This is a genomic window from Pseudanabaena sp. 'Roaring Creek', assembly GCF_001402795.1.
Taxonomy (GTDB): Bacteria; Cyanobacteriota; Cyanobacteriia; order Pseudanabaenales; family Pseudanabaenaceae; genus Pseudanabaena.
This window is the reverse complement of sequence record NZ_LIRE01000215.1, coordinates 22,287-35,834: the sequence shown is the minus strand read 5'-3', so window position 1 is coordinate 35,834 and position 13,548 is coordinate 22,287. Positions and strand designations below refer to the sequence as shown.

Sequence of the window (13,548 nt, the reverse complement as noted above, 5' to 3'; positions counted from 1 at the left end):
ATTCCCACCCATTCTTTAATTTTAAGTATTTAGGTATTTATCCATGTCTCCAATTGCTACTCAAGCCGATACTCAGGCTGCTGCTCAATCTACTACTCAATCTGCTACTCAATCTGTTATTTATCATGAGTTGTTTGTCCCCTCACCCAAGGATCCGCAATGCCTATTGCAGAATCTCTTGGATTTCGGTCTTTTTTCGAGCTATATGTTGTATCAAGGCGATCGCGAAACTCGGATTGCGGGAAACACCCTAGGGAGTATTTCGGTAAGTACGGAAGCGGTGACCTGTACTTATATGGGGCAAACCCAGTCTCAACCGATTACCGATCCGCTCAAACAGGTGGAATCGGCTCTAGCCTCTTTACCAATCGAAAATTGGACTGCCTATGGCTACGTTAGTTTTGACATGGCGAGGTTTTATTCACCCTATACCAAGGCAATTCAACAGCCGCTACTCAATTTTTTCATTCCTGAGACAGAACTGCATATTACCGATCGCGGCATTCGGATCAGAAGCGTGAAGCCCATTACGAAAATCCTTGAAGCTCTGTCTATCGATGCGCCACTGCGTAGCTATAAGGCTACTCCCCCTGTTGTTGATTTTGCCGATCGCGAATACTATCAGACGCAGGTAAGCAAATTGATCCAAGCAATTCGGGAAGGACATTTGCATAAGGCGATTCTTTCGCGCTCTGTCAAGGTGAAAGGCGAAATGGATTTACTAGGAACCTATTGTCTTGGTTCTCAAAGCAATAATTCTGTCCGTTCCTACTGTTTCCAGATGGACAATGTGAGTGCGGTCGGTTTCAGTCCAGAGATTTTGATGACCGTAGATCGCGATCGCTTTGTCATCACTAACCCCTTAGCAGGCACCCGTCCCCGCTCAGAAGATCTCGCTCGAGATCAACAGTTAAACCGCGAACTATTTACCGATGCGAAGGAGGTCAAGGAACATGCCCTATCTATTTGGCTTGCCCAAGATGAGATCGGTGAGTTTTGCATCCCTGAAACGGTGAAGGTTTTTGATTTCATGCAGGTCAAACAATATCGCTGCGTGCAACATCTTTCCTCTCGCGTTGGTGGCGAGTTGAAACCCGAAAAAACGCTATGGGATGCCTTAAAAGTCCTATTTCCAGGCATTACGGTTTCGGGCATCGATAAACAGAATGCTTTGGCATGGATCGATCGCTTAGAAGCCGAGCCCAGAGGTTTGTATGCTGGTGGAATCGGCTGGGTGGACAGTCACGGAACTGCGGATCTCGCGATCGCGATTCGCTCCGCCTATCAGTACGATGAATCAATCTGTTTTAATGCTGGCGCAGGTATTGTGGCGGAGTCGATACCCGAAAGTGAGTATGTGGAATCTGTCAATAAAATGAATACGATGTTGACCAATTTAGTTCTCAAGTAGCTTCGTCTGAGAGAGTCGCAGGTTATGCAACTCTCTCTGTTATACCAATTCACGAACGTGAATTGGTATAACAATGTGACAACACTTTCGTGGATTGGTATAAGGGTTTTCAAATTAAGAAATGGCTACGCCATTTCTTAGAAACCATTTAAGAATCACTTTTTGCGGTCACAAAATCTAAGAGATCCCCCTCTATCCCCCTTAAAAAGGGGGAAGAATTGAATTCTCCCCCCTGCTTTTTAAGGGGGGCTGGGGGGGATCTAGTGAATTCTTAAATGGTTTCTTAACTTCGTATTATTACGATTGACCGTGGTCTGGAAGTAAATCTTCCGCGTTGCGGAGCGGAGGGAATTTATAACTAATTACCCCAATTGCGACCATTAAAAGGGAGGCGATCGTCACCAATAGGGCAATTCCTGAACCTTTACCTATGCCAATAATGGGCGTAAATATGGTGGCAAAGAGGCTCCCAGAATTCATGGCGGGTTCAAAAATGCGATCGGCTAATACTCCCGCGATTAGGCTCGCAAATGCGCCAACTACCAATCCCAATGCATGGGCTGATGCTAGCACTCGTCCTTGCACCTCAGGCTGTACTTTGGCATACCAGACGGCATAACTGGAACTATAGGTTAGAGGAACACTAAAGGCGGCGAAGAAATGGGCTCCAATCCAAATCCAAGGCGTTTGTCCCAGACCTAGGACGCAACTGCCGAGCCCCACGCCGATAAATCCGACGATCATCCCGCGAATTTGGCGTTTAAAGCCCCCGAAAACGCTCAAGGTCGCCCCTCCCACAACACCGCCTATACCTGCCGCAGTCACAACCATACTCAATATCTGAGTACTTCCATTAGTACGCGCAAGGATCATGGGTTGATATAAGGTTTCCACCATGTGGTAGGTAAACAGAAACAAACAAAAAGTAACGGTCATTGCCAATAGACTCGGTCTGGCGAGGATGTAATTAATCCCCCAAAACAATTGCTGTCCGATCGTTTTGCGATTGATTTCCATAGTTTCTTGGCTTTCTAGTTGGGGAATGCGTACCATGAGCACCGTCCCAATGCCGATTAAAAAAGTTGTGAGGTCGATCGCAATGATGCCAATCAAGCCGATCGCGGGATAGAGTGCACCGACAAGCGCGGGTGCGATAATTGCCGAACTGTAGTTGATCAGCGTTCTCATGCTACTCACGCGGGCGTAGTGCTGCTGAGGCACGATGGATGAAATCGATGCGGAAAAAGCTAGCCCTTGTATCTGCCCACAGCAGCCATAGATGACTGCTAAGGAATATAGATGCCAGAGATGGAGGTTTTGCGTTGCGTAAAGCAATCCAATTAAAACCGTACATAGAGCGACCCCCACATCGCTAAAAATCATCAGATATTGACGATTGAAGCGATCGATAATTAACCCTGCGAATAGAGCGATCGCTATTTGGGGGAGCAGAAAAAAGAAACTGAGGAGCGCGATCGCTGTGGTTTGCTGAGTCATCTGCCAAATCCAGATGGTGAGTGCAAATTGGGTCATCTCTGTCCCAATCGCCGAAGCCATCTGCCCGCTCCAAAGAATTGTAAAAATACGCACGACAAAAATCTTTAAACATCTTCAAAAATAATGTTCCATCATGGCATATTTATTGATAAAGATTACTAATAAATAAAATTGAATTTCCCATGATATCTTTGTAGATATTGCTTGTTTCTCGGAGATTGATATGTTAATGTCAATATATTCTCTTGAGAATTATATGCAATAAGCTTGTAAACCTTTGAAAAATTTATGAAGATCGTGCAATCGGTTGGTATTCGTTCGCTGGCAGTCAGCTTTCCCCACACAATTCGCACCAATCAATATTGGCAACAAAAATTCCCTGAATTGTTTCAGGTTAACCCAAGGCAAAGGCGAGTGAAACTCTCTGAAGCCTTTGAATCTATGGAATCTAGCGCCACTGCCAACGGAATCGATCTCTGGTTGCAAGAACTTACGACCTATCTAGCCGATCCATTTCGAGGCAGTGTCAATCGGCATGTGGTATCAGAAGGTGAATCCTCCCTATTGCTTGAATGTCAAGCAGCTCAAGATGCGATTAGGGCGGCAAATCTATCGCCCGATCAGATCGATTTAGCCCTCGTTTCTTCGCTCTTTCCCGATACGGTGGGAACTGGGCTAGCGACTCAACTGGCGGAGCGACTGGGACTGAATTGCCCAGCTTGGAATCTAGAATCGACCTGCGCTAGTGCCCTAATTGCGCTCCATACCGCTCAAGCTTTCTTGCAAACTGGAACCTATCGTCATATTTTGATTGTGGCTTCCCATCTGGGCTCTCAAGCGGTGAATGAAACTGATACTCTTTCCCTGTCGATGGGGGATGGGGCTGGAGCGATGGTTGTGAGTAGCGATCGCCCAAATCGTGGACTCATGAGTACAAAAATCGTACCGACAACCGCAACGATCGGAGCCTACATCCATGGGTTAGCGATCGATGCCCAAGGAAACCCACGCTTCCAAACTAGTACAGGTGACAATGCCAGTAGCCTCGGAGAAACGGCTGTGGATCGGGTGCGCCAATGTTGTTTAACCGCTGTTAAAGAAGCAGGTGTTAGTCTCGACCAAATCCATTGTTTTGCCTTTAATACGCCCACAGCTTGGTATGCGAGCGTATGCGCTAAAGCCTTGGGAATCGATCCTGCGAAGGTAATTGACCTATATCCACTCTATGCCAATCTTGGTCCCGTTTTTCCCATTGCTAACCTCTATCATGCAGCAATGCAGGGGAAAATTCGTGACAATGATTTGGTGTTGGTATATGCCAATGGTGCTGCTGCGACTGCCGCCGCGATCGTAATGCGTTGGGGGGATGTGGGTTTAGGGGCTAGGATTCCCCCAGCCTTGAATCTCTCCCAAGATAGTTCTCAAAGTAATTCCCAAAGTAATTCTCAAGATAATTCCCAAAATAAATTGCAAGGAATTGCGCAGTTAGAAAATCTAATTCCTTTAGAAAAACAGATAGAAAAACAAATTCTTCCTCTTCCTATCGAGCAGCCTGTAGCTTTGTTTGCCGAAGCTTCTATCAAGCAGCGACTGGAGACGGCTGATTTGGAAGATCGCTATGGGATCTTGGTTGCTTATCTACAGGATTGGCTAGCAAATTCACAACAAATTACCCCCAGTAATATCAGCGATCGCGATTGTTTGGCGACTTTACTGGATTCTTTAATGGCGATCGTCTTCCGCCATCGTATTGAAACCGATTTACAAATCCGCGTACCGATGGAGAATTTTTTTGGCGAAAATACGATCCAGCATCTGGCGGAATTTTTGCTGGCTCGGCTTGCCGTTGCCAAGGTTATTAACCACAATGCGCTCGAAAATGCGATCGGCAATGTGCTTGAAAATGCGATCACGGGAAACTCTCACAGTCAGCTAAATCGAGAAATTATCAGCTTGTAGAGTGTTCCCATCCATACCATTACCCCTCTCATTTCTCATTTCTCCTTATTGTTATCAATCTCATTATTTTTACCTAGGCAGAAATAATGAACGAACATTTATCTAGCTAATCTAGAGCTAATTTAGAGCTAATTTAGAGCCAATCTATGAATCTGTATTCACTTTTAAACTCACTCTCTAATATCGGTATTAAATTATCGGCTGAAGGCGAATCTCTGCTAGTGGATGCCCCGCAGGGAGTCTTAACTGCCGAATTGCGCGACTCCATTATTAATCGCAAGAGCGAGATTTTAGCATTGCTGCACCAGCATCAGACTAGTCCTACGGAAAATGATTTGCCCGCGATCGTTCCCGATCCCGAATCGCGTTATGAGCCATTCCCGCTGACCGATATGCAGCACGCTTTTTGGATCGGACGCAGTGGCGTACTGACCTTGGGCAATGTTTCCAATCATGGATACTATGAAATAGAAGGAAGTCATCTCGATTTTGAACGCTTAAATCGCGCCCTACAGCAATCGATCTCGCGCCATGATATGTTGCGGGCTATCGTGCGTCCCGATGGACAACAGCAAATCCTGAAGGAAGTTCCGCCCTATCACCTTGCGGTGGTAGATCTGCGCGGACAAACACCGACAGCGATCGCTGATCGACTTGCAGCCATCAGGGAAGAGATGTCCCATCAAGTATTACCCGCCGATCGCTATCCTTTGTTTGATTTTCGCGTGACCTATTTAGATGGCGATCGCACCCGTTTGCATATCAGTTACGATCTGCTTGTATTTGATGCTTGGAGCCTATTCCGTCTATTTGAAGAATGGTTTCAACTCTATCAATGTCCCGAAGCGGTTTTGCCACCATTAGAGCTTTCCTTTCGGGACTATGTTCTTGCCGAACAGTCTTTACCGCAAACCAAGCTTTATCAGCGATCGCAGGAATATTGGCTCAAACGCCTCAGCAATTTGCCCCCCGCGCCAGAATTGCCCCTCGCCAAAAATCCGCAAGAACTGAAACAGCATCGCTGTAAACGCTATCATGCTCAAATGGAGCGAGATGACTGGCAAAGGCTCCAGCAAAAAGCCAAAAATATTGGTTTAACGCCTTCGGGGCTATTGCTTGCCGCCTTTGCCGAAATTATCGCTCTCTGGAGTCAAAATCCGCAATTTACCTTAAATTTGGCGCTATTTAATCGCCTACCAATGCATCCCCATGTCAATCACCTATTGGGGGACTTTACCTCAGTAACCTTACTAGAGGTCGATAATTCTCGGCAAGAACCCTTTGGCGATCGCGCCCTGCGACTCCAAAAACAACTCTGGCAGGATCTCGAACATCGCTACTTTAGCGGGGTAAGGGTGACACGAGAACTCACTCGCCAACAGGGTAATGTGCCCAACGCGATGCCCGTAATTTTTACCAGTACCCTCGGATTTGCCGCTATGGGGCAGGAAACTTTGACCTTTAGTCATTTTGGTGAGTTAGTATATGGCATCAGCCAAGCTTCTCAAGCTTGGATGGATGTGCAGGTTTGGGAAGAGAAGGAAACTCTCACCTTTAACTGGGATGTAGTGGACGAACTGTTCCCCGATGGCGCGATCGCCGATATGTTTGCGACCTATTGTCATTTCCTCGAACGCCTAGCTAAGTCTGAGGAAATCTGGATCGAACCCAATCGACAACTACTTACCTCTGAGCAACTGTTAAATAGAAATATTGCCAATTTCACAGATGCCGATATTCCGAAGGTTTTATTGCAAGAACTATTTAAGGAGCGAGTAAGGGAATATCCCGATCTCTCTGCGGTAATTACTTCCCAAAAATCTATTTCCTATCAGGAATTAAGCGATCGCGCCCATCAGGTCGGTTATAAACTCAGACATTTAGGTGTAGTTCCCAACCAGCTAGTAGCGATCGTTATGGAAAAGGGATGGGAGCAGATCGTTGCGGTCATGGGAGTTTTGTTGTCAGGAGCTGCCTATGTGCCCATTGCCCCCGATCTGCCGCCAGAGCGCTTGCAATATCTCCTGAAAAACAGCGAAGCACAAATTGTATTAACTCAATCTTGGTTAGATGACACCTTGATTTGGGATCGCAGTATGAAGAGATTTTGTCTCGATCGCGAAGACTTTTATAAAGACTTTCATAAAGATTTTCATGACGAGAAGGAACTATCTCTTCCACCTCTGCAAAATCCTGATGATCTTGCCTATGTAATCTATACTTCTGGCTCCACGGGTTTACCCAAAGGAGTAATGATCACCCACCGCAATGTCGCGAATGTGATCGTTTACACGAACCAAAACTATCAAGTTACCCATCGCGATCGCATTCTTGCTTTAACGGCGCTTAATCACGATCTATCGGTTTATGACATTTTTGGGATGCTCAGTGCGGGGGGCGCGATCGTCTTGCCTGACGCGCGATCGCTCAAAGATCCCCACCATTGGGCAGATCTGATCGAGACGCAGCAAGTGACATTGTGGAACTCGGTTCCAGCCATGATGGAAATGTTGGTGAATGCTATCAGCGATCGCGCGGCATCCGCTACTTCTAATTTGACCTCTAATTTGACCTCTAATTTGCGTTTAGCCATATTGGGAGGGGATTGGTTTCCCGTCTCCCTACCCCATCGCATTAGGGCTGTAGTTCCCCATATCGATCTATTGAGTATTGGAGGACCCACCGAAACCACCATTTGGAATATTGGCTATCAAGTGAATGAAGTCTCGCCTGATTGGAAAAGTATCCCCTACGGTCAGCCGATGACCAACTCAAAATACTACATTTTGAATGAAGCCTTAGATGATTGTCCGACATGGGTAGCGGGTCAAATGTATTGCGCGGGAGTGCAGGTAGCCAAGGGTTATTGGCAAGACGAAACTAGAACTAAGGCTGCTTTTATCACTCACCCAAGAACGGGGGAGCGAATTTATCGTACTGGCGATCGCGGTCGCTATTTAAAGGATGGCACGATTGAATTTTTAGGTCGGGTCGATTTTCAAATTAAACTACGCGGTCAGCGTATGGAAGCAGGGGAAATTGAAGCCGCCTTAATGCAACATCCCAAGGTCAAAACCGCCATTATTAAGATCGTGGGAGAGGGACAACAGGCTCAGTTAGCGGCTTACATTATTCCCCAAATGGACGATGCGACGCTAGCACCAACGGTGGAGGAACTCAGTCAATTTCTGGGACATAAGTTGCCGAGTCCGATGATTCCTTCTATCTATTTGTTCCTTGACAAATTCCCCCTATCGGCTAATGGAAAGGTCGATCGCCAAGCACTACCGACGCAGGTATCCTTATTTCAAACCCGAGTGGCAGCCTACACCGCTCCGCAAAATGCAATCGAACGGGCGATCGCTTCCGTTTTACAAGCGGAGTTAGAACTGGAAAAGGTTGGGGTCAATGACAATTTCTTCGATCTTGGCGCAAATTCACTGCTAATTACTAACGTTTATCGCAAACTAGGGCTCGCCTTGCCACAGGAAATTCAATTGATTTCTCTGGTCGATCTCTTTAGTTATCCTACGGTGAAGGCTTTAGCGCAGCGATTGACCCAAGGGCAGACCACAAATGTTTTAGAGCAGCAGAAATCAGCGCAAAGATTGGATGCTGGCAAGAATCGGATTAAACAACGATTGGATCGATCTAAACAGACAAATGTGCTGTGATAAATGGCTACTTAATCCCAATTCCCAAAATGGCGTTGCCATTTTGGGAATCTCAAAACCTCACACCAAATCAAGAAATGGCTTAGCCATTTCTTGATTTGAGAACCCCTATGCCAATTCCCAGAATGGTATTGCCATTTTGGGAATCTCAAAACCTTGAATGCGCATAAATCCTGCGATCGCGATTAATCGAGATTAATATTTTTACCAAATAAGCATTATGAATTCCCATCAAAATGGTTTAGAAATAGCAGTAATCGGTCTGGCGGGAAAGTTGCCAGGAAGCCCTACCATTGATGATTTCTGGAAAAATCTAGAAACAGGTGTAGAGCTAGTCACTCCCTTTAGTAAGTTTAATAAATCCCAATCATCCCAACAGGGATCAGATGCGAAGGATATCCCTTTGTCCGCAAAGATACCTCGATTTGGATCGATATTGCAGGATGTGGATCGATTTGATGCGGCTTTCTTTGGGTTCAATCCTAGGGAAGCAGAAGCTATGGATCCCCAGCATCGACTCTTTCTAGAATGTGCTTGGGAAGCCCTCGAAAATGCAGGCTATCGGTCTGAAACTGAGTCTAGTCCCATTGGCGTATTTGCTGGCGTAGGCATGGGAACCTATCTGCTCTACAACCTGAGTCCCAATCCCAACTTTATTGAGTCGAGGGGATTCTTACAAACTTTAGTGGGAGTGGACAAAGACTATCTGCCTACCCGTGTTTCCTACAAGTTGAATCTCAAAGGTCCGAGCATGAGCGTGGGAACAGCCTGTTCGAGTTCTCTCGTCGCAGTCCATTTAGCCTGTCAAAGCTTGTTGAGTGGCGAATGTGATATGGCTCTGGCAGCGGGAGTTTCCGTAAAAGTGCCCCAGAACGAATCCACCCTATCCCCCGAAGAGATCGTCTCTCCCGATGGTCATTGTCGAGCCTTTGACTGTGGGGCGAATGGCACGGTGGGTGGCAATGGTTTGGGAATCGTGGTACTAAAGCGCTTAGAAGATGCGATCGCCGATCGCGATTGCATTTATGCAGTAATCAAGGGCTCGGCGATTAACAATGATGGCTCGATGAAAGTCGGTTATACCGCTCCCAGTCAGGAAGGTCAAGCAAGAGCGATTCGTGCCGCGCAAATGATGGCGGAAGTAGAACCCGACACCATTACCTACATGGAAACCCATGGTACGGGCACGGCTCTGGGCGATCCGATCGAAGTTGCCGCCATGACCCAAGCTTTTCGAGTCGCGACCGATCGCCGCCAATTCTGTGCGATCGGTTCCGTGAAAACCAACGTGGGTCATTTAGATGCCGCCGCAGGAATTACGGGTTTCATTAAAACCGTACTGATGCTGCATCACAAAAAGATCCCCCCCAGTCTTAACTTCACAGCGCCCAATCCTCAGATTGACTTTGCGAATAGCCCATTTTTTGTCAATACCCAACTGACGGCATGGGAACCCCAAGGAATTCCTCGCAGGGCTGGGGTGAGTTCCTTTGGTTTTGGTGGCACAAATGTACATGTTGTGTTGGAAGAAGCTCCTGCACCAATAACAACCGATCTAAAGCCGAGGGCTTATCAGATCCTCGCGCTTTCTGCGAAAACAGAGACAGCCTTGGACAAGGCAACTGCAAATTTAGGCGATTATCTCAACCAAAAAACCGAGCTTAACTTAACGGATGTCGCCTATACCTTGGGGATTGGACGTTGGGCGCTACCCCATCGAAGGGTGGCGATCGCCCAAACCTTGGCAGATGCGAGCCAAATCTTGCTGCAACAGCCAGAGCGATCGCTGACAGGACATGCTGAAGCAAATAATACGGCAGTTATGTTCATGTTTTCTGGGCAAGGCTCGCAGTATCTAAACATGGCGCGAGAGCTATATATGAGCGAGCCGACTTTTCAAGCAGAATGCGATCGCTGTTTTACGATCCTCTCGACCCAGCATCAAATCGATCTGCGTTCCATATTATTTGCCGAGGGTGAAGCAATACCATCCGCGCAGCAGAAATTAAGGCAGACAGCGATCGCCCAACCTGCCATATTTGTGATCGCATATGCCCTTGCCAAATTGTGGATGTCTTGGGGAGTAAAGCCCCAATCGATGATCGGGCATAGTATTGGCGAATATGTAGCCGCCTATCTTGCGGGCGTGTTCTCGCTTGATGATGCCCTCGCTCTCGTTGCTCTGCGCGGGAGCTTGATGCAACAACAGCCCCAAGGAGCGATGCTTGCCGTGAGCCTATCGTCCAGAGATGTCCAGTCTTTTCTCGGAGCGGATCTCTTCCTTGCCGCCATTAATAGTCCATCGCTCTGTGTCGTTTCAGGAGCAATAGAAGCGATCGCCAAACTGCAAAGGTTGCTATCCGCTCAAGAGATCCCTTGTCAACCTTTGCATACCTCCCATGCCTTTCATTCGCCGATGATGGAAGGAGCGATCGCGCCATTGGTCGAGCACTTACAAAAAATGACGTTGCATCCACCGCAAATTCCATTTATTTCCAATGTGACGGGTACTTGGATTACGGCGGCATCTGCCACCGATCCCCAATATTGGGCGCAGCATTTGCGGCAACCCGTTCAGTTTTCGCAGGGTATTGCCGAGCTATTAAATAATGCCGATGGCATTTTATTGGAAGTAGGTGCAGGACGCACACTCAGCACCTTAGCCAAGCAGCAGTCAAGCGATCGCGTAATTCTTAGTTCTTTACCCCATCCCCAAGATCGATCTTCAGAACTAGAATTTTTCCTCAAAACCTTGGGACAACTTTGGCTGCATGGGGTAGAAATTGATTGGGCGGAATTTTATGCTCAACAGCCATCGGCGCGGGTTCCCCTTCCCACCTATCCCTTTGAGCGGCAAAGCTATTGGATCGCGGCTCCCCAGCTAGAATCAAACGATCGACCTACGATCGATCTGAACAAGAAGTCGGATATTGGCGAATGGTTCTATTTTCCCTCTTGGAAGCGTGCGGCTTTACCGATACGAAAGGAACTAAGCGATCGCTGCTGGGTCATCTTTGGCGATCGTCAGGGCTTAGGTGCGACGATGACCCAAAGCTTGCAGCAGCGTGGATATCGAGTAATTCAGGTGCATATTGGTTCTGAGTTTAGTCACAGTGACGATGATGTCTATCGGATTAATCCCAGCGATCGCCATCACTATGAGCTGCTAATTCGAGAAGTTCTCACCTTGGGACAATCGCCTATAATTGCCCATCTCTGGACTTTAGGAGATCGGGTTGATGGGGAAGAATCGCAGAGATTGGGCTTCTTTAGCCTGCTCTATTTAGCTCAAGCGATCGGTCAGCAAAATGTGACGCAAGCAATCTGCCTTGGGGTGGTCTCGAACCATACGCAAGATGTATCGGGAACGGAAGTAGTTTTTCCAGAAAAAACCACGATTTTGGGAGCCTGTAAGGTGATTCCTCAGGAATATCCTCAGATCGCCTGCGGTGCGATCGATGTGGCGATCGCTGCTGACCCTGATCATAAACCCGATCATAAACCTGAGAATAAACCTGAGAATAAACAGTGGGGCGATCAATGCGATCAAATCGTTGCGGAAATTCTCAATCTCGCCGATCGCTCCTCTGCGCCCATAGTTGCCTATCGGGGCAACTATCGCTGGTTACCAATTCATGAAGAAATCTATTTACCCTCGGTAACTTCACCTTCAGATCGGAAAGCAGATTGGACAACAGATTGGACAACAGATCGGACAGCATTTCGGCATCGGGGAGTATATTTGATTACTGGCGGCATGGGTGGCATTGGCATGACTATTGCCGAGTATCTCGCCCGTAATTTCCAAGCCCAGCTAGTTTTAATCAGTCGCACCGCTTTGCCTCTTAGGGACGAATGGGAACGATGGATGCAAAATCACGGTGACGAGGATAGTATAACCGTCAAAATTCGCAAAATCCAAGCCATGGAAGCGCATGGTGCGACAGTGATGGTGTTAAATGCCGATGTTGCCGATCGCGAACAAATGCAATCCCTGCGCGATCGCATTCAACAAACCTTTGGAAAACTCCACGGTATTTTGCATACGGCTGGAGTCGCTGGCGATGGAATTATGCAACTCAAAGATCCCGCCGTCGCCGCTCAAGTCATGCGTCCCAAGGTTCAAGGTACGCTCGTTCTGCAACAGACTTTCCAAAATGATGGTTTGGATTTCTTGGTGCTATTTTCCTCTCTTAGTGCCGTTCTCGGTGGACTAGGACAAGTGGACTATTGTGCTGCTAACTGTTTCCTCGATGCCTTTGCGGCGCAGTCCTCGCATCAACGCACCATTTCCATTAATTGGGATATCTGGCAGGAAATAGGCATGGGTGCAGATCTCAAGGGATTGCCCGATCGCATCAAGCAGGAACGTCTAGAGGCTCTAGCGCTGGGCATCGCTCCCCAAGAGGGGCTAGAAGCTCTACAGCGCATTTTGCACAGCGATTATCGTCAGGTCTTAGTTTCCACCAAAGACTGGTCATCGGTGCTGAAGCAAAGGGAACAGAACAATATGGCTCTACAGCAACCCGATGCTCCTGCGGCAAGGGCAAATGACCAATCGGCTTCTCAAGTATCTTCTCAAGCATCTGCTCAAGCATCGTTGCCATCGGCTATAGGAGTCGCAGGACACCAGCGATCGCTCCAATCCACTAGCTATGTGGCTCCAAGTAATGCGATCGAACAGAAAATCGCCGAACTCTGGCAAGCTCAACTAGGGCTAGAACAGGTGGGAGTTAATGATAATTTCTTCGAGTTGGGAGGACATTCCCTCTTAGCGGTGCGATTGGTGTCACAGATCCGCGAAATGTATCCTGTGGAACTATCGCTGCGGACATTGCTTTCGGATGCGCCCACGGTGGCGGGATTGGCAAGTTTAATCGGAGAGCAACTTTTACAGCCACTTTTACAGCCAGAGGATTCCGATGAGATGGCAAAGATTCTTGCCGAGATCGAAAAATTATCCCTAGATGAAATACAAGCCCAGTTAGCTCAAGTGCAGGATTAGAA

Annotated in this window: 5 protein-coding genes; 4 read left to right on the top strand and 1 reads right to left on the bottom strand. The window is 47.5% G+C overall.

Translation table 11 applies throughout. The annotated features are described in order from the left end of the window. Window positions 1-43: 43 nt before the first annotated feature. On the top strand, window positions 44-1,411 hold the full coding sequence (locus AC805_RS07120) for a salicylate synthase (RefSeq protein WP_055074773.1): 1,368 nt from the start codon (window positions 44-46) through the stop codon (window positions 1,409-1,411). 297 nt (window positions 1,412-1,708) lie between these two features. On the opposite strand, the gene AC805_RS07115 is transcribed toward AC805_RS07120, so the two are convergent. Beyond that, complete coding sequence (locus AC805_RS07115) at window positions 1,709-3,001, bottom strand: MFS transporter (protein ID WP_072143547.1); 1,293 nt, start codon at window positions 2,999-3,001, stop codon at window positions 1,709-1,711. A 195-nt stretch (window positions 3,002-3,196) separates the two neighbouring features. On the opposite strand from AC805_RS07115, the gene AC805_RS07110 reads away from it, so the two are divergent. The 3 genes from AC805_RS07110 to AC805_RS07100 all read left to right on the top strand — a co-directional run bounded on the left by AC805_RS07110 (window position 3,197) and on the right by AC805_RS07100 (window position 13,546). Next, the gene (locus tag AC805_RS07110) at window positions 3,197-4,867 is read left to right on the top strand and encodes a 3-oxoacyl-[acyl-carrier-protein] synthase III C-terminal domain-containing protein (protein WP_055074771.1); all 1,671 of its coding nucleotides are present in this window, start codon (window positions 3,197-3,199) and stop codon (window positions 4,865-4,867) included. Between the two features lie 146 nt (window positions 4,868-5,013). Further along, window positions 5,014-8,541: a non-ribosomal peptide synthetase gene (locus AC805_RS07105; protein ID WP_055074770.1), complete on the top strand. Its 3,528-nt coding sequence runs from the start codon at window positions 5,014-5,016 to the stop codon at window positions 8,539-8,541. Window positions 8,542-8,761: 220 nt separating this feature from the next. Then, complete coding sequence (locus AC805_RS07100; protein WP_055074769.1) at window positions 8,762-13,546, top strand: type I polyketide synthase; 4,785 nt, start codon at window positions 8,762-8,764, stop codon at window positions 13,544-13,546. Window positions 13,547-13,548 lie beyond the last annotated feature (2 nt).

Bases quoted from the DNA above. Each gene is read 5' to 3' on its own strand.
- AC805_RS07110 (WP_055074771.1), top strand. From the start codon at position 3,197: ATGAAGATCGTGCAATCGGTTGGTATTCGTTCGCTGGCAGTCAGCTTT.
- AC805_RS07120 (WP_055074773.1), top strand. From the start codon at position 44: ATGTCTCCAATTGCTACTCAAGCCGATACTCAGGCTGCTGCTCAATCT.
- AC805_RS07105 (WP_055074770.1), top strand. From the start codon at position 5,014: ATGAATCTGTATTCACTTTTAAACTCACTCTCTAATATCGGTATTAAA.
- AC805_RS07100 (WP_055074769.1), top strand. From the start codon at position 8,762: ATGAATTCCCATCAAAATGGTTTAGAAATAGCAGTAATCGGTCTGGCG.